Source organism: Blastocatellia bacterium, assembly GCA_025055075.1.
In the GTDB taxonomy this organism is placed as follows: domain Bacteria; phylum Acidobacteriota; class Blastocatellia; order HR10; family HR10; genus HR10.
Genome location: JANWYV010000013.1, coordinates 19026 through 41500 on the forward strand (window position 1 = coordinate 19026; position 22475 = coordinate 41500).

Sequence of the window (22475 nt, forward strand, 5' to 3'; positions counted from 1 at the left end):
GGATTATATCGGCGCGCGTCGGCGCGGGCAAACCAAACGGCTTCACAGGCGATACCACGTCGGACGGCGATCAGCGAAGAGATCATTGAGCGCCGTGACCCGCTTATCGCACGCGCGCATAGGGTCTATCTCGACCAAGCCCACGCGTTCTTCCTGAGACGTCGCCTGGACGAGGAGCGTCCCGTCGGGGGCGATGATCTGACTCTCTCCGGTGAAGGTCAAGCTTTGCGAGCCACGCGTCTCCGTGCCAATGCGGTTAGCCAAGATCCAGAAGACGCGATTCTCCAGCGCACGAACGCGCGTCGTGAGCTGTCCCAATCCCGGCAAGATCAAATTCGAGGGATGACAAATCACTTGTGCACCTTGCAGAGCCAGCGTCCGGGCCGCTTCCGGGAAGAAATGATCGAAGCACACGAGCAAGCCGACTTTCACCCCGTTCACGTTGAAGATCGGGAAGCCGAGATCGCCCGGATGGAAGAGCTCCTTCTCCTCGTGAAACAAATGCATCTTGCGGTAGATCCCGATGACGCCCTGCGGCCCGATCAAGACGGCGCTATTGTAGCAGCGATTGTTGACGCGTTCGGCGATCCCAATCACGATGTGGGTGCCGCGTCGCTGGGCGCACGCTTGAAGCTGGTCCGTCGTCGGACCAGGGACGGGTTCCGCCTGATGATACAGCTCTTCTCGGCTCGCGAAGAGATACCCCGTTGTCGCCAGCTCGGGCAAGACGACGAGATCAGCTTCCAGTCCTTCGAGAACGGCCGCCAGACGCTCTCGATTCTTCTCCACGGCTCCCTGCTCTGGGGCGAATTGATAAAAGGCGACGCGCATATCCCCTCCTTTCTGCGACTACGGCTGTGCGAGATCGGCGATCCGTCGCGCCAGATCAACGAGCCGCGCGCCTTCGAGATTCGACATGAGGACGACGGCCAATCGCTCCTCCGGCCGCATGTACAACACAGTGCTCACCCGTGGCTGTCCGCCCGTGTGGAAGACTTCGCGCTGTCCGCGATATTCGGACAAGCTCCACCCCAAACCGTATGAGGTCTCCCGCCCATCGCGCGTCTTCTGGCGCGTCCACATTTGCTCGAGTGTCTCGCGACGCACCAGTTTCCCCTGTTGCAGCGCGATGGCGAAGCGCGCCAGATCGAGCACGGTTGCGCACAGGCCTCCGCCCGGGATCTTATTGCTCGTGTCGGCCAGAGGCGAATTCTGCAACTCGCCACTTGGCGTCCGCCGATACCCCTGCGCCCGATGCGGGATGAGGGCGAATACATTGTCATCGCGAGCGCGCTCCATCCCCGCCGGTTTGAAGACGTTCTCCCGCACGTAGTCGAGGTAGCTCATGCCCGACGCGCCTTCGATCACGCAGCCGAGCACATTGTAGCCGTAGGTCGTGTAGGTGAAACGCGCGCCCGGCTCATGCTCCAACGGATCGTCCTTGAAGATCTCCAGCGTATCCACGATGCGCGTGTAATGACGCGTGCTCGTGATCTCTTCCGGACGCTTGTAGTGACGGATGCCGCTCAAATGTCCCAATAGCTGCCGCGTCGTGATCGGCCATGGCTTCTCCGGAAAGGCCGGACAGTACCGCTGAATGGGCGCATCCAGATCGAGCCTTCCGCGCTCGGCCAATTGCATCGCGGCGACGGCTGTGATCGTCTTCGAGATGGACGCCAGGCGATAGACGGTTTGCTCGGTCGCTGGGACCGAATTCTCCAGGTCGGCGTAACCAAATCCCTTCGTCCACTGGAGCCGATGTTCAGTCACAAGGGCGACCGAAAGGCCGGGAATTTGCTGCCGCTCCATCTCAGCGCGAATCACTCGTTCGATCTCAGCCAGCCGCGCTGACGGGAGCTGTCCGAACCGCAGAGCGTTCGTGGTGGAAGGTCGTTGCCCCCCCCACAGCATGGTGAGGGCGATGATCAAGAGCACGCGGGATCGTCGCGTCATGTCATCTGCTCCTGTGCGTCTCGAAAGCCTACGCCGCGCGCGATCTCACACGAGAAAGGGGATGAAGCGCTTCGTGCGCGCAGCGTATTCGAGATAGGCCGCGCCGAACTCCTCCACGGCCTGCTGCTCCTCCTGCCGCGCGAGCCACACGTATGCCGCTACCAAGAACGGCCAAAGGGCAAGCGTCACCAACGAGGGCCAGTGCACGAGCCATCCGAGCGTGAAGAGCAAAATGCCCGTATACTGCGGATGCCGCATGTAGCGATAAAGGCCCGTCGTCACCAGCCCGTTCGCGCGGTGGATCTGTCGCCAGCCGACAGCGATCAGCAGCAGGCCGAGCAGACTGAGGGCCGTCCCCACGGCCTCGGGATGCCACGCGCCGAACGCCCGCCGATATTCGCGCGCTACGACCGGAATCTCCACAAGCGGCGACAGCAGGAAGATGACCAAGGGCCAGCCGAACATCTCCGTCATGAGCGCGATGACGAAGGCGATGAACGTCCCGCGCGATTTCCACACGTGTTTGGTCGGCCGCCGATAGGGCAGGAGCGCCAGGAATGCCAACACGATGACGATGTTGAGCAAGATGAGCCCCCACGTCCCGAACGTCTGTCGAACCCACCGCACCGTGACCGGCGGCCCATGATGGACAAGCTCGATCCCATAGAGCGCGACGAACAATGCGATAGCCAATCCGCCGACAACGGCTCTCACCGAAAGGCCTCGCGAACGCATCGTCATCTCCATCGGAGCCGCAAGCGCGTATCAAGCGCCCATCGGCCCGGATCGCCGAAGAGGAAAAGAAGTGCGATCACCAGATAGAGCGCTGCCAGCTCGAACCGCCAATCCGTCGTCAGATGCCGATAGACGGCTACGAGCATCGTGATCGCGATCAAGCCCGCTGCCCATCGGGTCAAGAATCCAACAGCGAGCAAGAGGCCACCGAAGAATTCCGCGATGGCGGCCGCCATGGCGAAGAACATCGGGAACGGAAAGCCCAAGCTGGCGACCGTTTGCACGAAGCGCCACTCCTGGTCATGAAGAAGCAGCGCGTAGGCCGATTTCACCTTCCCCCAACCGTGAAAGGCCGCCATCATGCCCCCTGCACTGACGCGAACGAGAAGAAGCCCGAGATCGCTTCGATAGGCCATCGTTTAATCCCCCCCTGAGTGACTGTGCCTGGTCGCGGCGCTTAATTCGACCGAGGCTCCAGCTCTAACTCCAAGCCCCGACCCGTCCGCTCCGAATGTTGCTTATGCCGCCGGATCTGCTCCAGCGGGATGCAGACGAGATGCGGAGCATCATCCTGCCGATCGGGGAACAGGCGAATCGTCGCCGTCCCCGTCGGTCGCCGCATCCGTTCTGCATCTTCGGACGAGACGTATCCGATGAGCACGGGAGAGCCATCGCGCAGCTTGTGCATCTCATAGCTCAGGAAGATCTTCTTCCGAAAGAGCGGAGCATCCCACTGCCCGACGGCGCTGGTGAATCCGTACACCCCTTCCGGCAGTTGATCAATCCCCGTGCCCTCTTCTTCTTCCGTGAGCGGTCGGACACCATGTTCCTCTCGCAGCGCAAGACGTTCTGGCTCCTCGATCACAATGCCTCCATCAAAAGAGCGATTCAGAGTGGCTGAGGTCTCCTCCCGCCGTCGCCGGAACCAGGAGAAGAGTCCCGCCATTACACTGCTCCCCACCAGTAGCAACAAATCGTTGCTCAAAAGCGCAGGCATGAGAGTCGAAATCGGGATCGCCATGGCCATTCCCTCCTTCGCGAAGAACGTCATGCGATCGGATGGCATGCTCCATTGGATTCCGCTTCGCTCTCATCGGCGAACGCCGTGCCAATTTCGGCCTACAGAGTGTAGCGAGCCACTTTGGAGAGGACAAGCGCATCAGTGCCTCCTTGAGGCGGCGGCGCTCCACGATGCCCTCGACATCTCCAACGTGCCCTCGCGTTGAGCGAGAGCGCGCTCGACCGGCTCAGCGACGATCCGATGCACGCGCTCCATGAGCGCATCAATGTCCTCCTTGCGCATCCCCTTGGTCTCGATCGTGTCGTGGATGTAGACGGTGATCGTCGAGGGATAGAGCATCCAGCTCCCCGTCCGATGGAATTCATAGGAGCCGACGATGCTCATGGGAACGATGGGATAGCCCGTGTACTGCGCCAGGACGAATGCCCCGCGCTGAAAGGGGCCGACGCGACCGGTGCGCGTCCGCGTCCCTTCGGCGAAGATGATCAAGCTGATGCCGTCATCGAGCGCCTGCTTGGCGCGCCGCAGCAAACGGCGAAAGGCCGCGGGATTATTCGAATCCTTCGGCACCGGGATGTTGCCGAAGCGCTTCATCATCCACCCGTAGGCCGGAATCTTGAAATGCGTCTCCAGCTCCAGCCCCCGCACGAACTGCGGGATAGCCGAATAGATGACGAACGCATCGAAGATGTTCACATGATTGCACACGAAGATGCTCGTGCGCGTGGGATCGAATCCCGGCGCGTAGCGAACTTGGAAGCGGACGCCGGCCAGCCGCAGGACATTGCGGAAGAACCAGCGCTGCGGGCGATCGTTCTTGCGCGGGTCTACGAACATCCCCAGCAGGACGAGGAATGTGCACACCGGGAAGAAATGCAGGATGCTCACCGTCCAGAGGAACGCGCTACGGAGCACCAGATAGAGCTGGCGCAGTCGGCTCGTGCGCCGGAACTCGCGTTGCGGCCTCACCAGTGCGAATGCCTTCAGTCGTTCGATCCTCACGGCCCTCCTCCTGCTCAAATCATCACCTCAATGGCGGCGGGCAGCACATCTAAGCGTTGGCACTGCACGTGCAGCACTTCACCGTCCACCATCACCGGCACTGGGCCTTCCAGCGAGAATTCGATCCGCCGCACGGCTCGCCGTTCGCACAAGGGATGCGCAATATGCGAGCCGTCGAAGAGTCCGGGCAACTGACGCAATAGGCCGATTCGACCGATCGGTCCCCATCGCACGTACTCGATCAAGCCATCGCACGGATCCGCATGGGGAGCGATCAACATCCGCCCGCCCGTGAACTTGCTGTTCGAGAAGGTGAGGAATAGACATCGGCGGGCGTCCATCTCCGGCGCGTCCTCCACGCGCACGGGAAAAGCGCGTCGCTTCAAGCGCACCAGGCACGCGAAGACCCCAAGGAGGTATCCCGCTTCGCCAAGTGGTTTGAACCATCGGTTCGTCACCGCCGCGACATCGGCCGGGAATCCCACGCTGAGGAGATTGAGGAAATACAGGACGCCTTCGCGATGCACGAGCCGGAGCACATCGCAGGCCCGCGCGCGGCCTTGACGCAAGGCCTCTCGAACGCGCTGCAGCGCCGCTTCCGCATCTCCCGAAGGAGTGCCAGACGCCACCTCCTCCACGAGGAAATCGCGCAAGAAGGAGTTGCCCGTTCCCAACGGGAGCAGCGCAAGGCGCGGACGCTCGGGTTCGCCCTCGGCCTCAGGGAACACCCCATTGAGGACCTCGAACGTCGTCCCATCTCCACCGACGATGAGGAACGAGCGATACCCCTCGCGGTACGCAGCGCGCGCGCGGAGCGTGGCTTCGCCCGGTCGGCGCGTCCAGACGACGTCCATCGGCAAACCGCTCGCTCGCAACTCGGCCAGCACGGGCTTGGCCCGTTTCCCACAGCGTCCTCCGCCCGCGGCCGGATTGATGATGGCGAGGAAGCGTTCCCGATCTCGGCTCATAGTTCCCGAACGTCAGCGCGGCTCCGGTGCTGGCGAATCTCCTCGGCCAAAACCGTCCGCTTGATCTTCAGCGATGCCGTCCGCGGGAAATCACGATCCCAGACGAGGTATCCGTGCACGCGCTTATACTCGGGCAGCCGCCGATTGCGCTCGCGAATCTGCTGGCACACAGCCTCCGTCAGCTCCTCCCCGGGCGATGGGTGGATGACGAGGATGAGCTGTTCCTGACCGAGCCGCCGCTCCGGCCACAAATAATTGGCCGCGAAGATGCAGAACTCCTTCACGGGCAGGCCTTCGAAGAAGGTCTCCACGTCCTCGGGGTAGATGTTCTTCCCCCCTTCGGTCACGATCATGTTCTTCTTCCGCCCGACCAGTTGCAGATGGCCCGTCTCATCTATGCGACCGAGATCGCCAGTGAGTAACCATCCGTCCACGATGGTCTCGGCCGTCAGCTCCGGATCATCCAGATAGTGCGACATCACGTTCTTACCGCGAACGGCGACTTCGCCGATCCCCTCGGCGTCGGGATCGAGGATCTTCACCTCCACGCCCGGCAATGGCTTGCCCACCGTGTCGGCGCGAAACGGCTTGAGATCATTCACCGTCACCGCCGTGCACGCTTCCGTGAGCCCATAGCCGTTGGCGACCGGAATCCCGAGATCGTAGAAGAACTGCAGCGTGGAGGGTTCGGTGAACGCGCCGCCGACGATGAGCATCTCCAAATGCCCGCCGAAGGCGCGATGGACGGCCGGGAAAAGACGACGGCTGAGCCGCACGTTCGGCTGTCGGCGCGTGAGCCACCGATTCAATCGCATGAGCGCCTGCAGCAGTGCGCGCTTGGGCCAAGGCAGGCTCGCGAACCGTTCCCGCAACCCCCGCTCCAGGTTCTTGAGGATCATCGGCACGACGGTCATGTGGGTGATCTTGTAGCGCACGAAGGCCTCGCGGATGTATTCCGGGCGAAGCGTGCGCAAATGCACGACCGTGGCGCCGCAGACGAAGGGGCCGATGAACCCCACCATGAAATCAATAGCGTGGTTTGTCGGCAAGATGCTCAAGTAGCGGACCTCGGGCGAGAAGGGATAAATGGCCGTGAGCGAACGGCACTGTTCGAGGTAATTCTCATGGGTGAGGACGCAGCCTTTGGGACGCCCGCCCGTGCCCGAAGAATAGACGATGCACGCGACATCCTGACGTCGGCGCGGGATGAATTGGGGATCGCCATCGCCGCGAAACTCTTCCCACCGTCGCGAGTCTTCCAAATCCGCCTCCGGCGGTGCCTCCGTCACCAGGACCAATCGCAACGGTAGCTCCCGCCACCCGACTTCTTGCCGCAGCGATCTCCAGAACGGAAATTCCGTAATGAGCACCGAAGCGCGCGCATGCCGCAGCAGCTCGATCTGTTCGCGCGGACTCAGCTTGTAATCGAGAGGGACGAGCACGCCGCCCGCATAGAAGATGGCATAGGCGGAGATCAGCCACTTCGACTGATTGGTCATGATGATGGCCGCGCGCTCATCGGGCGCGAACCCATGTTGTTGCAGGGCGCTCACCAGTGGCAGGGCGCGCTCCTTGAATTGCCGATACGTCAACCGACAATTCTCGCGCTCGCGATCAGCTTCGATCAGACAGGTATAGTCGGCCCATCGCTCTAAGGCATCGCGAAGCGCTTCCCCGAGCGACTGATACCGTTCCAAATCCAGCATCATAACCTCGCGTGAATTCGTTCGGCCAAAGCCCGGAAGCTCGTCACGCCTTGCAGCTCGTAATCCGGCAGCTCGATCTGAAAATGCTGCTCCAAGCGTCCGAGCAGCTCCAGGGCCTGCAGGCTATCAATCCGCAGCTTCTCGAAGAGATCATCATCTGGCGAGAGCTGCTCCCGCGGCAGGCGAAAATAGCTCGCTGCCAGATCGAGCAGCTCTTCGATCGTCTGTTCCAACGTGCGCATCTTCCCGCACCTCCTCAATTCCCGTCAAAGGAGAGTCCGATGGCGACGCGAGCCCCTCCCGGCCACCGCCGGGGCGTCAGGTCGCTTCCAGCGCGCACTCGGCGAGCGATCTCCAAGACACGGCTCTCCAGCCATCGTTGCGGCAGGTCCTGGCGCACCGGATCGGTCGAGCGCGCCACTCCCCAGGAGGCCCATGACCGCTACGACTCCGAGGCATCCCAACAGAAGGATGCGCTTCCTCATCTTCGTCCCCTTTTGAGGGGACGCCTCTGGTGAAGGCGTCCTCGAATTCAGACGTTTGTGGGACATCAGGGTGTCCCGGTCAGTTCCATCGAACGCTGCTGCCGCCACCTTCGCAGGAAGCGTCCGATGACGCCGTTCCACGGCGGGATCACGATCGAGACGGCGCCGAAGGCGCGCGCCTGACAGGCCAGACGAATGATGGGTTTCGGTTCGTCGGTTTCAAGGTATCCGAACTCCCACAGCCGACGTCGCTCGTACTCCTCCATCTCCGAGAGCTTCTCCGCCCCTCCGAGCACGCCCACCCAACACGATCCGCATGATCCAGACCGACACTGAACGGGGATCGGCCCTTCATTGGGCACGCACCGCGGATCGCGAAGGTGATGCGGGCGCTTGTCCTGAGCCGCCGCCGTCGTCAGGTGCTGGCGATTGATCAATCGGAACGTCGCCTCGGGATCATTCTCGTCGAAAGTGATCGTCCACACCTTGTCCGGATATTTCCACCAGTAGAAGATGCTCTGCCGATCATCGCGCGCTCGGCGAGCGAGCACTTCCTCGGGCGTGCGCGCAGCGATCCGAGGATCAAGGGCGATCGTGCCCGAGGCGGCCTCGAAGGCCGTCCATCCCACTTGCTGCAACGTCATGAAGGCGACGGCTGTGATCCCGACGACGAGCGAAGGCTCGACGCGCCTCCATTCGGCCACTTGAGCCGCGACCGCGCGAATGTGCTCGGTCAGGTCCAACGTTTGCAACGCGCGCGGCGATTGCGCGTACTCGAGGACAGCGCGCTTCACCTCCGGCCAATAGCGGTGGCCGTACAGGAACCGGTGCGAGGAATCAATCTGGTCCGCGAGCCGATACGTCCCCTCGAGGAATAGCTCGCGCGCCAATGCCTTCGGATCCTCCGCCTCTCGTAATGCCTGCGCCAGCGAGAGCGGGAAGAAGTGGAACCAAATGCGCGTGGCCACTCGGTCTACTTCGTGAATATGCCGTTCGAGCTGCTTCACGATGCGCCACCACGCGTCCTCATCGTGCCGAGCCAAGAAGGCCTCGAAGAGTCGTCCATCACCTCCGCTCATAATCCCATTGCCCGAAACGCACGGATTGACGTTCCTGCCCCTCTTGTTGGAGAGGGCTATTTTAGCAAGAGGGCCCCGTTGACTCAAAATTTCCCCGTCGCCGATCTCCGTTCACCGCATGCCGAGCAGATCGCGAGCGTCGTAATCGCAGATGAGCCCTTCCGGATCTCGATCCTCATACGCTTGACGATCCACCCAGACTTGAATGCGTCCCCTCTCAGCGACGCAGACGATCCGATCCCGGTGGACATATCGGCCCGTGAGCTGCCCATATTCGTTGAAGATCCACCCCGGAATCAAATGCGCGACCGCGCGAAAATCAATGATCATCCTCGACCCCTCCGCTCCAAGCTCCCCAATGCCGACAGCGACCAATTGTAGACGTCGAACGGGAATCCCGGCCAGACCCAAAAGCAGCATTAGCCAAAGGTTCTGCGCCCAAAGACGCTCCGCGCGCCCATCTGGGTCACGTGGAAGGAGGATCGGGAGGACGCCGGTCCGGAGTGGGGATTATCCCGGCTTTTATTCTCTGTCAAACTTTGCTATACTGTGGGCCGCTTTCACGGGGCATGAGTGGGGCATCGAAACGAAGAGACGGCGTCGAGTGGCGATATGTCTGATGGGTGCCGACCGCACAATCCGAACGTTCCGGTCCGGTGGATCTTCTGGCGCGTGGAGGGGAGTCTATTGAACCTGAGCGCCGTGCGCCCCATCGCGTTCTTCACATGGAACGCGCAGAGCTTCGCCGAACGATGGATGCGGCGCATGAGCTTGGCGCTCTCGGCGTTGATCCGTCCCGTCCTCTACTTAACCGATCGCGTCCTCGCCACGCGCTTGTTGCATGCCCTCTTGCGGGGCATCAGTCGGGATCGCCTCGACCTCTTGGGGGAGGAGTACTTCCATTACGTCCTCAAGCCGCGCTTGAATCCAGAAGCGGTCGCGCGCCTGCAGCACCTCGTCGCCCGAGGGGAACCGGTCGTCCTCGTGAGCCAAGCATTGGATCACGTCCTGCGTCCTCTGGCGCAGCATCTCGGCGTCCCGTATATTCTCTCCAATCGGCTCGAGTTCCGAGAGGGACTGGCGACGGGGCGACTGCTCGATCCGGTGATCCGTCCGCGCGGCGCTCTGGCGCGCGTGCGAGGCCTCTCAGCCGATGGTCGTCGCTCATTGGAACAGTTGGCGCGCGATCTCGATCTTCCGCCTGATGTCCTTTGGAGTGCGATCACACGTGCTAGCCGAGAGCGGAGTCTCCCTTCGGTCTCTTCTCGCTTAGTGCTCTTCCGAAAACCGAAGCCGATCGAGCGCCTCTCCGTGCGGGAGGCGCTCGCGGGCAAACACATCTTGCTCATTGGCGGCACGGGATTCATCGGGAAAGTGTGGCTGGCCAAGGTCCTGAAGGACCTGCCCGAGATCGGGCGCATTTATCTGCTGATCCGCCCGCATCGCTCGACTTCAGCCGAACGCCGTTTCGAGACGCTCGTGGCCGGATCCCCGGTCTTCGAGCCGCTGCGCGAGCGTTATGGGGAAGAGTGGAGGCGATACCTGAGCGAGCGGGTCGAAGTCATCGCGGGAGACATCACCCAACCCAATCTGGGCATTGATCCGGAGACGCGCGCGCGCTTGCATAAGACGCTCGATCTTGTGGTCAACAGTTCGGGATTGACCGATTTCAATCCCGATCTCCGCGATGCGCTGGCCATCAACGTCGAGGGGACGCTGCATGTGCTCGACTTCGTGCGGCAGTGCGAGCGGGCGGCGCTCTTGCATCTCTCGACCTGCTATGTCGTCGGGTATCGAGATGGCTACATTCCGGAGGTTCCCATCCCGAACTATACACCTCGCGGAGCACCTGATTTCGACACCGAGCGCGAGCGCCAAGCGCTGCACGCGCTTGTGCGCGAGATCTGCGCGCGCGCCGAGAGTGCGGAGGTCACTGAAGAGCTACGCCGACAAGCATGGGAGAAAGCTCGCGAGGCGCACGACACCAGCTCCGCTGGGTTGGAGACGCGGTTGCGCCGGTATCGGCTGCGTTGGATGCGCAACCAGTTCGTGGAAGCTGGAATGCGTCGGGCGCAGGAATGGGGATGGCCAAACACCTATACGTTCACCAAGAGTTTGGGCGAATCGCTGCTCTTCACTCGCGGGGCGGACTTGCCCATCGCCGTGGTGCGCCCCTCCATTGTGGAAAGCTCCATCGCGGAGCCGTTCCGAGGATGGAACGAGGGGGTGAACACGTCAGCGCCGATCTCCTACTTGCTGGGGACTTACTTCCGGCAGCTTCCCTCGAATCAATGGAAGCGCTTGGACGTCATCCCGGTGGATCTTGTCGCGCGGGGCATGGTACTCATCGCGGCAGCGCTCTGTCTGCGTCGCCATGAGCGCGTGTACCATCTGGCGACCTCCATGCGCAACCCTTGTCCCATGCGTCGCTCGATCGAGCTGACGGGACTCGCCCATCGCAAGTTCTACCGCGCTCAAAAGGAGCTGGAATATCGGCTGCGCGCCCTCTTCGATCCGATCCCCGTCTCCAAAGAGCGATACGAACGGCTCTCAGTGCCGAGTCAGAAAGCACTCATCCAAGCACTGCAGCGATTCAGCGCGCCATTGCCCTTCGTCTATCCATCGCTCGTGCGAAAGGAGCGCGATCTGGATCGCGTGGAGAAACTCATCGAGCTGTACGAGCCCTTCATCCTCCACAACGAACATATCTTCGAGGCGACGCACATCGAGTGGCTGCACGCGGCGCTCGTGCCCGAAGAGCGCGAGACCTTTGGCTACGACGTCACGAACATTGATTGGTGGGAGTATTGGATCAACATCCATATCCCGGCCCTTCGCCGATGGTCATATCCGCTGATCGAGGGACGTCCGATTGAAGAACCGCTGCAGCGCGTCTCGGACGCCCTGACGCCTTCGAGCATGGGAGCGGCGGCGAGGTCGTCGGGAGATTGAGCTGTCCGACAATGGCCATCACGCTCACGGGAGCAACGGGGTACATCGGAGCTCACGTGGCGGTACTGCTGCTGGAGCGCCACGCGGACTCTCTGAACGTGCTCGTGCGCGCGAAAGGGCCGGAGGAGGCTGCTCGCCGCCTCTGGCAAGCGTTCCAGTTGCACGTGGATTTCCCGACTTTCTACGAATATCTGCAAACGCGCCTGACGCTCTACGTGGGCGATCTGACGGAGCCGCGCTTCGGGCTCTCGGAAGCCGAGTACCGACGGCTCGTGCACACGACGGATTCGATCATCCACTGCGCGGCGTCCCTCAACCGACGGTCCGAACGGAGCTGCTTGAACGTCAATCTCCGCGGCACGCTCGAAGTCCTCAAGCTCGCCCTGGCGGCTCGCGATCATCACGGCCTGCGTCGCTTCAGTCATGTGAGCACGGTGGCCGTCGCCGGTCACCGGAAGGATGAGGTCGTGCGCGAGGATGAAGCCATTGATTGGAATCGCTCGGATTACGATCCCTATGCGCGGACGAAGAAGTTCTGCGAGCATATGATCCGAGAGTTGCTGCCGGATGTCCCGCGCACGATCTTTCGCCCGAGCATCGTGCTCGGCGACAGCCGCTACGGCGCGACGACGCAATTCGACATGGTGCGCGCGTTCGTCTTCTTGGCGAATCTGCCCGTGCTGCCATTTCACCCAGACGCTCGTCTGGATATCGTCCCCGTGGACTTCGTCGCCGAATCCATCGTCGCGCTTCATCAGAAAGAGCGACCGCGATACGACACCTACCATCTCTCGGCCGGCGTGGGATCACAAACCTTCCGCCAACTGACCGATGCCTTGGCGCGGGCTCGGAAGACCCCTCGTCCTCTGTACCTGCCCTGGTTGGAGCGCCCGTTCACGGCGACGGTGAGCTGGCTCGCCGAACGCCGCCGAACGACGATCGGCTACGTGGCGTCATTGCTCAAGGTCTTCATGCCGTATCTGGTGTGGAATACGGTCTTCGACAACACGCGCGTGGTGGAGGAACTCGGACGCACGCCTCCGCCGTTCTCCGAATATTGTTACCCCCTCTACGTCTTCAGCACGACGCATCGCTTCACCTATCCCTATCAAGCATGGCCGGAGGACGTCGGGGCACTCCCGTCGCGCGCTCTAGCTTCACATCTCCGCGAATCGGAGAGAGCGAGATGATGGACGTGATCCTCGAGCTTTGGGTGGGGGCGACGATCGAATGGTTCAAGCTCCAATGGATCCTCGGCTTCGGCGACCGATGGCGGCCGGGGGAGAAGTTGAAACTCCTCTTCGCCGGATACAATGGGGCGCGCAATACGGGAGCCGATGTGCGCGTCGAAGAGATGGTGCGACAGATCCGACACATTCTCGGAGATGAGCACGTGCACCTGAGCGTCATGACGCAGAATTTCGAGCTGACGCGCGGATATTTCCGCGGGGCGCAGCAGATCAAGCTCCCCGATGTCTTTCCCCCGATGCTCGCGCGCGAAGTCCCCAAATACGACGGCGTCATCGCCTGCGAGGGCTCCATGTTCAAGAGCAAATTCGCCAACGCCCTCACGACGATGATGGTCGGCGCGCTCGGCATCGCCTCGGCTCGTAATCGTCTCTCGATCGGCTACGGCGCGGAAGCGGGCGAGATGGACCCGTTTCTCGCGCGTTTGGTCAGCCGCTATTGCCGCCATTCGCTCATCATCACTCGAAACGAGGAATCGCGCGTCATCTTGAATCGGCTGGGGATCCCGACCGAACTCGGCACGGATACGGCCTGGACGTTCGAGCCGCTCGGTCCGGAATACGGACGCGCCGTCCTGCGCGAAGCCGGATGGGATGAGCGCCGTCCCGTTCTCATCGTCTGTCCGATCAATCCCTACTGGTGGCCTGTACGGCCTTCGCTCTGGAAATATGCGTGGCATGCCCTCACGGGCGCGTATCGCGAGAGTCATTACCGCACGATCTACTTCCACCGATGGGGACCGGATGTCGTCGCCCGCTATGAGCGCTATCTGACGGCTTTGGCACACGCCATTCGCGCATTCCAAGAGCGCAGCGGGGTCTTCCCCGTCTTAGTCGCTATGGAGATGCTCGACCGCGACGCCTGCCGTCGCCTTTCCGAACGCTTGGGTGGCGTCCCCATCTTCGCCTCCGATCGGTACGACATGTATCAGTTGGTGAGCATCCTGCGATGCGGGCATTTCATGGTCTCCTCGCGCTATCACGGCATCGTATGCAGCATGCCGGCCGGCGTCGTCTCGGCCGGCGTCACCATGGATGAGCGAATTCGCAATCTCATGCACGAGCGCGGCCATGCGCACCTTCTCCTTGAGGTGGACGATCCGGATCTGGGGGAGAAGCTGCTGCAAGTCCTCATGACGTTGCAAGAAGAACAGGAGGCCATCCGCGAGGACATCGGGCGAACGGTGGTTCGGAACCTCAAGCTCATGGCTCGCATGGGCGTCCACTTCGAGGAATATCTGCACCGCTGTTATCCGGAATTCCCCATCCGCCGGGGGATCCTCTCGTGGGAGGAGTATCTCCCCCCGCTCAGTCCCACGCTGCGCCGATTGCTTGAAGCCTATGATGTCGAGGAATCCACGACGACTGGAGAATCTTCATCCCGCGCGTGATGGCGGCCTGCGCGCGAGAAAGTCCTTTGCGGCATTCCCGGACACTGCGTTCTCTCGGGGAGGGAAGACGCAAAATGAACTTCCTTGAGACCATCTTCCGTCAGTTGCAGGAATCCGCCCACCATCCCGTCCTTCAGGAAGTGCGAGAGGGACGAATCCTCTCGGTGACGGGCGCGGAGCTTCTCGCCTTGGTTCGCACGGCACGCGCGTACTTGCGCCGCCAGGGAGTGCGCTCGGGCGATCGTTGCGCCGTGCTCGCTCCCAACAGCATCCGATGGGTTGCGCTCGACCTCGCCCTCATGGCCGAGGGAATCATCGTCGTCCCTCTCTACACGCGCCAAGCACTCGCGGAGTTGGTCTACATTTTGAAAGATTGCTCGCCCGCGCTCCTTTGCGTGGAGGAGGCGGCGCTGCGCGAACGAATACGCACCTTGTGGTCGGAAGCACCACCGATGCCATTGCTGGAAGAGATCTTCGCGCCGAGCGCGGAGGATGCGGCGATTCCCGACGCCCCGATCCCACGCGCTGACTCGGAGCCGGTGACGATCATCTACACGTCAGGGACATCGGGTGAGCCCAAAGGCGTTGTCCTCACCATCGGGAACGTCACCTTCATGCTCCCGCACACGCACGAACGGCTCAACCGGCTCATGGGTCCACGACGTCATCGGGAGCGCGTCTTCCATTACCTGCCTTTCTGTTTCGCAGGCTCATGGATTCTGCTCCTGACGTGCTTGTCGCGACCGAGCACGCTGACGCTCTCGACCGATCTCACGCGCCTGAGCGAGGAGATGCAACTGGCTCGCCCCCACTATTTTCTGAATGTCCCGCTTCTTCTGGAGCGAATGCGCGCGAGCATCGAAGATCAGATGCGACAAAAGGGCCGGATCGTCCGTGCGCTCTTCGAGCGGGGCCAAGCCGCTTGGTTTCATCACTTCGACGGCGCAGCCTCGGCTCGCGATCGGCTGTGGCTCGCGCTCTGCCGTCCTCTCTTCCACGCGATTCGGAGACGACTCGGATCCGATCTTGTAGCGCTCATCTGCGGATCAGCTCCGCTTCGCCGCGAGACCCAGCTCTTTTTCATGATGCTTGGGATTCCCGTGCTTCAGGTCTATGGCCTCACCGAGACAACGGCCATCTGTACGATGGACGATCCGCTGGACTTCGTGCCCGGATATGTAGGCCGCGCCATCTCGGGCATCGAGATGAAACTCGCCGATAATGGGGAAATCATCGTTCGGGGTCCCAACGTCTTCCCCGGCTATTGGAATCGCCCGGAAGCCACGGCTCAGGCCTTCCGCGATGGCTGGTTCTGCACCGGGGATCATGGCGAAGTGGATGCGAAGGGAAATTGGAGGATCCTCGGACGGGTCAAGCACCTCATCGTCCTCAGCTCAGGCCACAACGTCCCGCCAGAACCGCTCGAGGACCTGCTCCTTCGCGCCCTTCCTGATGCTCAACACGCCGTCGTCATTGGACATGGACGTCCGCACCTTGTGGCATTGATCACGGGATCCGTCACTCCAGCGCAGGTTGAAACCGCCTTGGAATCACTCAACGCGCAGCTCCCCCACTACAAGCGCATTCGAGCGTACGCGATCCTTCCCGAATCCTTCACGATCGAGAATGGGTTGCTCACGGCTAACGGGAAGCTCCGGCGGGAGGCCATCCTCGCTCGCTTTCATTCGGAGATCGAACGCCTTTATGCGACAGTGAAATGAGGCGGGAACTTCAAAGGGCACCTCTTGATGAAAAACAAGGCACGCGCCGCCGATGCACTGCGGTCGCTCGCCTAGAGGCCACACTCCGCAAACCGTCGTTCAGGACGAGGATGGTCCCTCTTGAGGGCTGCCCGCTTTATCTTCCAACTTCTTCACTTCGGCCGTCCCCTCCTTGAACGCACGGATGCTCTGGCCCAAGCTTCGCGCCAGCTCCGGCAACCGCTTGGCTCCAAAGAGCAGGACGAGGATGAAGAGGATGATGAGCAGTTCCGGCAGCCCCAGATTTCCGAAGACGAAGGCCGGTCTCATGATCATTCTCCCCTCATGCTTTGCACCGGTATCTTACACGCCAAGAGGGTGAGCCGTCAATCGGCGCGGGTCATTTCGGGAGAGCGCGCTTGCCCCTTGACAATGGAAAATGATTCTTATTTAATAATCGTCTTGCATCGCGAAACTCACGTAAGGAGGAGGGAACTATGGCGAAGTCGTTGCAGGGAACGAAGAGCTTGGAGAACCTCAAGCATGCGTTCGCCGGGGAAGCCCAGGCGAATCGCCGTTATCTCTATTTCGCCCGCATCGCGGATATCGAAGGGTATCCGGAGATCGGCGGGCTCTTCCGGGATACGGCTGAAGCCGAAACCGGTCATGCTTTCGGGCACCTGGACTTCCTGAAGGAAGTCGGCGATCCGGTGACGGGTACGCCCTTCGGCACGACCGAGCAGAACTTGAAGTCGGCCATCGAGGGCGAGACCTACGAGTACACGGAGATGTATCCGGGATTCGCGCGCACGGCGCGCGAGGAGGGCTTCGACGAGCTCGCCGAGTGGTTCGAGACGCTCGCGCGCGCGGAGAAGTCACACGCGGCCCGCTTCACCAAGGGGCTGCAGCAAATTGCGGGCAAGGAGCCAGCTGAATCGCTCACGTGAGCGATGGGAGCACCTCCTGGTCACGAGGTGATCGGTCGGGAGGTGCTGTGCGAGCAGCCTCGATGCCTTTCTCTCTCGATCTCCGGGTGGCCTCGGCGCCACCCGGAGGCCTACTCTCCCTGTGGGGGATTTCCAGAGGGGATGGACTATGGCGTTTGATCTGAAGTCGCCGGACTTTTGGAATCGCGAGGCGCTCGATCGAGAGCTACGCCGGGTCTTCGATATTTGTCACGGCTGTCGGCGGTGTTTCAATCTCTGCCCATCCTTCAACGTCCTCTTCGAGCTGATCGATGCTAAGGGAGAGGATGTGGAGAATCTCACTCGAGCCGACATCACGCGGATCGTAGATCTCTGCTACCAATGTAAGCTCTGCTTCAACCATTGTCCCTATACGCCGCCGCACCGATGGGACATTGATTTTCCGCGGCTCATGCTGCGAGCCAAGGCCGTCCAAGCTCGGGAACATGGGATCTCGCGACAGGATCGCATCCTGGGGCGTACCGAGACCTTGGGGCGAATCGGGAGCCGATGGGCGCCGCTGGTGAATTTCGCCAATCGTCTTCGGCCCGTCCGCGTGCTCATGGAGAAGATCATCGGCATTCATCGGGATCGGAATCTGCCCGAATATCATCGGGAGACGTTCGTGGATTGGTTCCGCGCATATGAGCGGAGGCGCGCTCAAACGCGCTCGGGGAACGGGAAGGTGGCGCTCTTTTACACGTGCTACGTCAATCACCACGATCCGGCCGTGGGGCGAGCCGCCGTGCGCGTCCTCGAACACAACGAGTTGGAAGTCATCGTCCCTGCGCAGCGCTGCTGTGGAATGCCCTTTTTGGATGGCGGAGATATTGAGTCGGCGCTCGCTCACGCTCGCGAGAATGTGCGGGTGCTCGGCGAGTTAGTCGAGAAAGGCTACGATGTTGTGATCCCCGGCCCGACGTGCAGTTACATGCTCAAGCATGAGTATCCGGTCCTTCTGGGCGAGGAGAAGGCGCGTCGTCTTGCGGAACGGAGCTTCGATCTCTGCGAATATCTCATGAGGCTCCATGACGCGGGACGATTGAAGACGGACCTCAAGCCGATCGCGCAACGCATCGCCTATCAACTCCCCTGCCATCTGCGCGCTCAGAACATTGGATACAAATCGCGGGACCTGATGCAATTGATTCCTGGGACGAAAGTGCATATGATCGAACGGTGCGCGGGAGTGGACGGGACGTGGGGCCTCAAGCGAGAGTATCATGCCCTCTCGCTCACAGTCGCCGAGAAGCTCTTTCGCGAGATCGAGCGAGAACAGCCCGATCTCGTCGTCTCCGATTGTCCGTTGGCGGGACTGCAGATTCGACAAGGGACGGAGAGGCGCTCCGTTCATCCCATTCAGGTCCTGGCGCGAGCCTACGGATTAGAGGAAGAAGGAGGACGACTATGAGGAAGATCACGCTCGCGGATATCCGCAATATCGCGGAGTACGAGAAGATCCGCGATGAATTTCGCCGCGCGATCATCGAGTTGAAGAAGAGGCGTCGCGTTCAAGTGGGGGACATCGTGACCTTCGTCTTCGAGAATCGCGAGACCGTCCTCTTCCAAATCCAGGAGATGATGCGTGCCGAACGCCTGGTTCATGAGGAGGAGATTCAGCGAGAGATCGACATCTATAACGAGCTGATCCCTGGGGACAACGAGCTGAGCGCGACCATGCTCATCGAGATCGACGATCTCGACGTGTTGCGCCAATGGTTGCCGAAGCTCGTCGGAATCGAGGAGCAGATTTGGCTGCGGATCGGCGATCAGCCAGCGATCCGCGCCCTGTATGAGCCCGGACGCAGCAAGGAGGACAAGACGAGCACGGTCCACTATGTGCGCTTTCGCTTGAGTCCGGAGGAGATTCGCGCCTTCAGGGACGAATCGCTTCCGGCCGTGCTCGCCATCACGCACGAGAATTATCGCGCCGAAGCGACGATCCCCATCGCGGTGCGGCGCAGTCTGATGGAGGATTTGGCGTTCCCGGAAGCCTCCGGGTCGTAAGGAGGGTTGGCGTATGAAGATGAACATCGGACTCACGGAGCGACAGCGCGAGGGCGTCGTGGAAATCCTCAACACGCTCTTGGCCGACGAATTCGTCCTCTACGCGAAGACGCGGAACTACCACTGGAATGTCACGGGGCCGCAATTTCACGAGCTGCATCAGTTCTTCGAGGAGCAGTACGAGGCCTTGAGCGATATCGTGGATGAGGTCGCCGAGCGCGCTCGCGCGCTGGGCGGTCCCGCTATCGGGACGTTGACGGAGTTCCTCAAGCGGACGCGTCTGAAGGAACATCCGGGGAAGTATCCCTCCGCTCGCGCGATGCTTGTGAATTTGCTTGAGGACCATGAGATGATCATTCGGCATTTGCGGACCGACTCGGAGACGTGCGCTGAGAAGTATCGCGACATGGGGACGAACGATTTCCTGATCGAGCTGATGCAGCGGCACGAGAAGATGGCGTGGATGTTGCGCGCGTTCCTCGAAGGAGAATCCGTCTAGGCCGCGGTTGGCTGAACTTCCCTGAACCTTCTCCGGTGAGTTGATGCTTGGGTCGGTCCTTCTCCGAACGCGCGGTGCAGGGGTCGGTCTTTTGCTGGTGTATGGTCTCGGTCTGTCCGCTGTCGCGTGGGGACAGTCGGCGGCCTCGTTTCGCGCGCTTTCGGGGTACGTTGTGGACGAACGGTTCTCGGCCTTGCGTCGCGAGCCCCGGTTGAATGGGCGTCTCATCGCGCGGCTGCGTGTGGGGCGATTTGTCGCTGTGTTGAACGAACGACGAGAGGCCGATGGGACGGTCTTCCACCGGGTGGCGACGACGCGACGCACGCGCGGATGGTTGCATGAGCGAGCTTTCGTCATGCCGGCGCGTCGCGGGGACGATCAGCGCTTGCTGGAACTGATAGAGCAAGCCGAGGGCTTTCGTCGTCTGCAACTCGCCCGCATCCTCGTCGCGCATTTTGAGCGCTCGCCGCTGCGCCCGCGAGCGCTCCTGATTCTGGCCGAGGAAGCGGAGCGGGCTGCTCAAGAATTGACCGCGCGCTTGAGGAGACAATGGGGAGCTCCAGATCCAGCATCAGCGACGCTCCGCCGTCAATGGTTTCTCAACGATGTGAGCCTCGATCGGTATAATCGCTTGGGGATCACCTTCGTCTATGACGAAGGTGCTGATCGCCTTCGATATGACGGATGGGCGTATCGCGAGCTTCTCGCCCGGTATCCGCAAAGCGCGGAGTCGACTGTGGCGCGCGAGCGCTTGCGGCCGTAGGTCGCGGATTGCTCCGCGTGGAGATTCTTGCTATCTTTCGCCAGGCGCGATGCCGAATGACGTCAAAAGAGGAGGCTAGCTATGCCATCGGGAATCTGCCCGGAATGCGATGGGGAGGTACATGTCTCGCCGGACGTCGAGATCGGGGATTTCGTGACCTGCCCCGAGTGTGATGCCGAGCTGGAGGTCATCGAGGTGGACCCGCTGGAGTTCGAGGTCGCTTCGGAGCTGGAGGAAGACTTTTCGGAAGAGGACGAGGAAGAGTGGTGAGGGCTCATCCTCGAGGAGCGAGATATCCCTGACGGCTCTGTCGCACGATGAGTCCTGGGCGACGGACGGTCACCGTGATCTCGTGGAACCGTCCATCTCGCCGATGCTCCAAGGGAGGGTAGTAGGCGAGGGTATAGCTAGCGCGAATTTCCTCCGCGATGGCCTTGAAGATCGGCGTGAAATCTCGCTCTTCGGCCGAGAAGTCCCGTCCACCCGTCTGTCGTACGATCCCCGACGCGTCGAGCAACGTGGGAACGCGCCTCCGACCGGTGACCGAGAGGACGTACGAAGGAAGTGTGATGGAATAGATGGTGACCTCGGCAGCATTGGCTCGTCGAATCACCTCAGCGTGATGGATGGTGCTTGTGTAATCGAAGCCGTCGGTGATCACGATCACCACGCGGCGGACGAGCCGTCCATCGCGTCGTCGCGGAGCTTCGCGGCTCAGGAGCGTGATGGCCCGATCCAGGGCGTCGTAGAGGCGCGTCCGTCCTCCAACCTCTCGCGCGCGTTCAAACGCGCGTTCAATACGGGCGGGATCATTGGTGAATTTCTGGAAGAGGCGAATCCGATCGTTGAACCCAATGACGGCGTAGACCGATCCCGGATGAATCAGGTTGAGGAACTGCCGCGCGGCATGTTGTTGCTCGGCGATTTGCGGTCCGACGCTGCCCGAAGTATCCAGGGCGAAGACGACGGCCAAGGGACGCGTCAGCTCCGGTTGAATCTGCGTCTCGAAGAAAGCGATCGGCTGCGGGACACCATCGTGCCGCAGCTCGAAGTCATCTTTTTGGAGGTCGGTCACATAATTCCCCTTGGCATCGAAGACGGTGACATCCACAGTCACCAGATCGCTCCGCAACGAGATCTGCGCCGGTGCCGGCTTGATCCCTTCGCCCAGAAGCAGCGTCAGCAGCAACCCTCCGATCTTCCGCCTCATTTCGCCCAGCATCGAGGAACATCTTAGCAAAGTCCCGTGATTCTCATGAAGGCCTCGCTCCTTGGTCGGCGAGCCGAACGCCCCTTGCGATAGCGCTTTGCGCCCCACATGTCGTGTGCTATGCTTTCCCAGCACGCGAGGAGGGAGCCATGGGGCGATTGGGAGTGATCCTCTTTCTGTTTGGTCTCGTGCTCTCGGTCGAGAGAGCAATCCCACAAACCTCTTCGTCAGGGAGGATCACCGGAGAGGTCAAGGATGAGCGCGGACAACCGGTGGCTCGCGCGAAAGTCCGCGCCATTGAGGGACGGACGAATCGCACGCTCGCTGAAGCCATGACGGGAGAGGATGGACGATTCGTGCTGTCGGACCTCATTCCGGGTCGGTATGCCCTGTTGATCTCCTCACCCGATCATGAACCGGCGGTCGTGCGTTCGGTCGACGTCAAGGCCGGGCGAGAGACGTCGCTCAAATCACCCATTCGGCTTCGTCGTGCCGAGGCCTACGCTGTGATCAGCGGGGCGACGTTTGATCCGAACGGCTTCCTTCTGCCGGGCGTTCGCGTGGTGCTCGAGCGTCTTCCCATCGACGAGGAGAAAGTCCCGCCGCTCAAACTCGAGCAAGTCTCCAACTCCAGCGGGGAATTCGCCTTTCGCGTCCCGGGCGAACGAGGGCGATATCGGCTCACGGCGACCGCGAGTGGATACGAGCCGGAGGTGCAGATCGTCGAGGTGGGAGGATTGGAGCGCCGTCGCGTCGCCCTGCGATTGAAAGCGCGCGCCAAAGGGAGGTGAG

At 61.4% G+C, this 22475-nt stretch carries 24 protein-coding genes; 11 read left to right on the forward strand and 13 right to left on the reverse strand.

Features of this window, described 5'->3' with window-relative positions; genetic code table 11:
• Positions 1-42: 42 nt before the first annotated feature.
• The 11 genes from NZ746_03180 to NZ746_03230 form a co-directional block, all read right to left on the reverse strand.
• Positions 43-831 (reverse strand): nitrilase, encoded by a 789-nt coding sequence (locus NZ746_03180; GenBank protein ID MCS6816365.1) that lies wholly within the window; start codon positions 829-831, stop codon positions 43-45.
• 18 nt (positions 832-849) lie between these two features.
• Positions 850-1953: a beta-lactamase family protein gene (locus tag NZ746_03185; protein MCS6816366.1), complete on the reverse strand. Its 1104-nt coding sequence runs from the start codon at positions 1951-1953 to the stop codon at positions 850-852.
• 45 nt (positions 1954-1998) lie between these two features.
• Positions 1999-2688 carry an isoprenylcysteine carboxylmethyltransferase family protein gene (locus tag NZ746_03190; GenBank protein ID MCS6816367.1) on the reverse strand — a complete coding sequence of 230 codons (690 nt, stop codon included), beginning with the start codon at positions 2686-2688 and terminating at the stop codon, positions 1999-2001.
• Between the two features lie 2 nt (positions 2689-2690).
• Positions 2691-3104 (reverse strand): DoxX family protein, encoded by a 414-nt coding sequence (locus NZ746_03195; protein MCS6816368.1) that lies wholly within the window; start codon positions 3102-3104, stop codon positions 2691-2693.
• Positions 3105-3145: 41 nt separating this feature from the next.
• Positions 3146-3709 (reverse strand): hypothetical protein, encoded by a 564-nt coding sequence (locus tag NZ746_03200; GenBank protein MCS6816369.1) that lies wholly within the window; start codon positions 3707-3709, stop codon positions 3146-3148.
• Positions 3710-3847: 138 nt separating this feature from the next.
• Complete coding sequence (locus NZ746_03205; protein ID MCS6816370.1) at positions 3848-4711, reverse strand: 1-acyl-sn-glycerol-3-phosphate acyltransferase; 864 nt, start codon at positions 4709-4711, stop codon at positions 3848-3850.
• 14 nt (positions 4712-4725) lie between these two features.
• Positions 4726-5679: a hypothetical protein gene (locus tag NZ746_03210; protein MCS6816371.1), complete on the reverse strand. Its 954-nt coding sequence runs from the start codon at positions 5677-5679 to the stop codon at positions 4726-4728.
• Positions 5676-7388 carry an AMP-binding protein gene (locus NZ746_03215; GenBank protein MCS6816372.1) on the reverse strand — a complete coding sequence of 571 codons (1713 nt, stop codon included), beginning with the start codon at positions 7386-7388 and terminating at the stop codon, positions 5676-5678. The genes NZ746_03210 and NZ746_03215 overlap by 4 nt, the downstream gene beginning before the upstream one ends.
• On the reverse strand, positions 7385-7627 hold the full coding sequence (locus tag NZ746_03220) for an acyl carrier protein (protein ID MCS6816373.1): 243 nt from the start codon (positions 7625-7627) through the stop codon (positions 7385-7387). The genes NZ746_03215 and NZ746_03220 overlap by 4 nt, the downstream gene beginning before the upstream one ends.
• A 308-nt stretch (positions 7628-7935) precedes the next feature.
• Positions 7936-8949 (reverse strand): (2Fe-2S)-binding protein, encoded by a 1014-nt coding sequence (locus tag NZ746_03225; protein ID MCS6816374.1) that lies wholly within the window; start codon positions 8947-8949, stop codon positions 7936-7938.
• 111 nt (positions 8950-9060) lie between these two features.
• Entirely contained in the window at positions 9061-9369 is a 309-nt protein-coding gene (locus NZ746_03230) for a hypothetical protein (protein ID MCS6816375.1), read from the reverse strand.
• Positions 9370-9561: 192 nt separating this feature from the next.
• Between NZ746_03230 and NZ746_03235 the strand changes: the two genes are divergently transcribed.
• The 4 genes from NZ746_03235 to NZ746_03250 all read left to right on the forward strand — a co-directional run bounded on the left by NZ746_03235 (position 9562) and on the right by NZ746_03250 (position 16260).
• Positions 9562-11901 (forward strand): SDR family oxidoreductase, encoded by a 2340-nt coding sequence (locus tag NZ746_03235; protein MCS6816376.1) that lies wholly within the window; start codon positions 9562-9564, stop codon positions 11899-11901.
• Positions 11902-11912: 11 nt separating this feature from the next.
• Positions 11913-13091, forward strand: coding sequence for an SDR family oxidoreductase (locus NZ746_03240; GenBank protein ID MCS6816377.1), 1179 nt, complete (start codon positions 11913-11915; stop codon positions 13089-13091).
• Positions 13088-14539, forward strand: a complete 1452-nt coding sequence (locus NZ746_03245; GenBank protein ID MCS6816378.1) for a polysaccharide pyruvyl transferase family protein — start codon at positions 13088-13090, stop codon at positions 14537-14539. The genes NZ746_03240 and NZ746_03245 overlap by 4 nt, the downstream gene beginning before the upstream one ends.
• A gap of 74 nt (positions 14540-14613) precedes the next feature.
• Positions 14614-16260: an AMP-binding protein gene (locus NZ746_03250; GenBank protein MCS6816379.1), complete on the forward strand. Its 1647-nt coding sequence runs from the start codon at positions 14614-14616 to the stop codon at positions 16258-16260.
• Positions 16261-16359: 99 nt separating this feature from the next.
• On the opposite strand, the gene NZ746_03255 is transcribed toward NZ746_03250, so the two are convergent.
• Positions 16360-16569 (reverse strand): twin-arginine translocase TatA/TatE family subunit, encoded by a 210-nt coding sequence (locus NZ746_03255; GenBank protein MCS6816380.1) that lies wholly within the window; start codon positions 16567-16569, stop codon positions 16360-16362.
• Between the two features lie 167 nt (positions 16570-16736).
• Between NZ746_03255 and NZ746_03260 the strand changes: the two genes are divergently transcribed.
• The 6 genes from NZ746_03260 (at position 16737) to NZ746_03285 (ending at position 20743) form a co-directional block, all read left to right on the forward strand.
• Positions 16737-17186, forward strand: coding sequence for a rubrerythrin family protein (locus tag NZ746_03260; GenBank protein ID MCS6816381.1), 450 nt, complete (start codon positions 16737-16739; stop codon positions 17184-17186).
• Positions 17187-17334: 148 nt separating this feature from the next.
• Positions 17335-18615, forward strand: coding sequence for an anaerobic glycerol-3-phosphate dehydrogenase subunit C (locus NZ746_03265; GenBank protein MCS6816382.1), 1281 nt, complete (start codon positions 17335-17337; stop codon positions 18613-18615).
• Entirely contained in the window at positions 18612-19211 is a 600-nt protein-coding gene (locus NZ746_03270; GenBank protein ID MCS6816383.1) for a DUF3501 family protein, read from the forward strand. Before NZ746_03265 ends, NZ746_03270 begins: the two co-directional genes overlap by 4 nt.
• Before the next feature lie 13 nt (positions 19212-19224).
• Positions 19225-19710, forward strand: a complete 486-nt coding sequence (locus tag NZ746_03275; GenBank protein ID MCS6816384.1) for a DNA starvation/stationary phase protection protein — start codon at positions 19225-19227, stop codon at positions 19708-19710.
• Positions 19711-19753: 43 nt separating this feature from the next.
• Positions 19754-20473 (forward strand): hypothetical protein, encoded by a 720-nt coding sequence (locus NZ746_03280; protein MCS6816385.1) that lies wholly within the window; start codon positions 19754-19756, stop codon positions 20471-20473.
• Positions 20474-20554: 81 nt separating this feature from the next.
• The gene (locus tag NZ746_03285) at positions 20555-20743 is read left to right on the forward strand and encodes a lysine biosynthesis protein LysW (protein ID MCS6816386.1); all 189 of its coding nucleotides are present in this window, start codon (positions 20555-20557) and stop codon (positions 20741-20743) included.
• Positions 20744-20747: 4 nt separating this feature from the next.
• On the opposite strand, the gene NZ746_03290 is transcribed toward NZ746_03285, so the two are convergent.
• The gene (locus NZ746_03290; protein ID MCS6816387.1) at positions 20748-21683 is read right to left on the reverse strand and encodes a VWA domain-containing protein; all 936 of its coding nucleotides are present in this window, start codon (positions 21681-21683) and stop codon (positions 20748-20750) included.
• Positions 21684-21832: 149 nt separating this feature from the next.
• On the opposite strand from NZ746_03290, the gene NZ746_03295 reads away from it, so the two are divergent.
• Positions 21833-22474: a carboxypeptidase-like regulatory domain-containing protein gene (locus tag NZ746_03295; protein MCS6816388.1), complete on the forward strand. Its 642-nt coding sequence runs from the start codon at positions 21833-21835 to the stop codon at positions 22472-22474.
• Position 22475 lies beyond the last annotated feature (1 nt).

Bases quoted from the DNA above. Each gene is read 5' to 3' on its own strand.
- NZ746_03180 (MCS6816365.1), bottom strand. From the start codon at position 831: ATGCGCGTCGCCTTTTATCAATTCGCCCCAGAGCAGGGAGCCGTGGAG.
- NZ746_03185 (MCS6816366.1), bottom strand. From the start codon at position 1,953: ATGACGCGACGATCCCGCGTGCTCTTGATCATCGCCCTCACCATGCTG.
- NZ746_03190 (MCS6816367.1), bottom strand. From the start codon at position 2,688: ATGCGTTCGCGAGGCCTTTCGGTGAGAGCCGTTGTCGGCGGATTGGCT.
- NZ746_03195 (MCS6816368.1), bottom strand. From the start codon at position 3,104: ATGGCCTATCGAAGCGATCTCGGGCTTCTTCTCGTTCGCGTCAGTGCA.
- NZ746_03200 (MCS6816369.1), bottom strand. From the start codon at position 3,709: ATGGCGATCCCGATTTCGACTCTCATGCCTGCGCTTTTGAGCAACGAT.
- NZ746_03210 (MCS6816371.1), bottom strand. From the start codon at position 5,679: ATGAGCCGAGATCGGGAACGCTTCCTCGCCATCATCAATCCGGCCGCG.
- NZ746_03215 (MCS6816372.1), bottom strand. From the start codon at position 7,388: ATGATGCTGGATTTGGAACGGTATCAGTCGCTCGGGGAAGCGCTTCGC.
- NZ746_03220 (MCS6816373.1), bottom strand. From the start codon at position 7,627: ATGCGCACGTTGGAACAGACGATCGAAGAGCTGCTCGATCTGGCAGCG.
- NZ746_03225 (MCS6816374.1), bottom strand. From the start codon at position 8,949: ATGAGCGGAGGTGATGGACGACTCTTCGAGGCCTTCTTGGCTCGGCAC.
- NZ746_03230 (MCS6816375.1), bottom strand. From the start codon at position 9,369: ATGCTGCTTTTGGGTCTGGCCGGGATTCCCGTTCGACGTCTACAATTG.
- NZ746_03235 (MCS6816376.1), top strand. From the start codon at position 9,562: ATGTCTGATGGGTGCCGACCGCACAATCCGAACGTTCCGGTCCGGTGG.
- NZ746_03240 (MCS6816377.1), top strand. From the start codon at position 11,913: ATGGCCATCACGCTCACGGGAGCAACGGGGTACATCGGAGCTCACGTG.
- NZ746_03245 (MCS6816378.1), top strand. From the start codon at position 13,088: ATGATGGACGTGATCCTCGAGCTTTGGGTGGGGGCGACGATCGAATGG.
- NZ746_03250 (MCS6816379.1), top strand. From the start codon at position 14,614: ATGAACTTCCTTGAGACCATCTTCCGTCAGTTGCAGGAATCCGCCCAC.
- NZ746_03255 (MCS6816380.1), bottom strand. From the start codon at position 16,569: ATGAGACCGGCCTTCGTCTTCGGAAATCTGGGGCTGCCGGAACTGCTC.
- NZ746_03260 (MCS6816381.1), top strand. From the start codon at position 16,737: ATGGCGAAGTCGTTGCAGGGAACGAAGAGCTTGGAGAACCTCAAGCAT.
- NZ746_03265 (MCS6816382.1), top strand. From the start codon at position 17,335: ATGGCGTTTGATCTGAAGTCGCCGGACTTTTGGAATCGCGAGGCGCTC.
- NZ746_03270 (MCS6816383.1), top strand. From the start codon at position 18,612: ATGAGGAAGATCACGCTCGCGGATATCCGCAATATCGCGGAGTACGAG.
- NZ746_03275 (MCS6816384.1), top strand. From the start codon at position 19,225: ATGAAGATGAACATCGGACTCACGGAGCGACAGCGCGAGGGCGTCGTG.
- NZ746_03280 (MCS6816385.1), top strand. From the start codon at position 19,754: ATGCTTGGGTCGGTCCTTCTCCGAACGCGCGGTGCAGGGGTCGGTCTT.
- NZ746_03285 (MCS6816386.1), top strand. From the start codon at position 20,555: ATGCCATCGGGAATCTGCCCGGAATGCGATGGGGAGGTACATGTCTCG.
- NZ746_03290 (MCS6816387.1), bottom strand. From the start codon at position 21,683: ATGAGGCGGAAGATCGGAGGGTTGCTGCTGACGCTGCTTCTGGGCGAA.
- NZ746_03295 (MCS6816388.1), top strand. From the start codon at position 21,833: ATGGGGCGATTGGGAGTGATCCTCTTTCTGTTTGGTCTCGTGCTCTCG.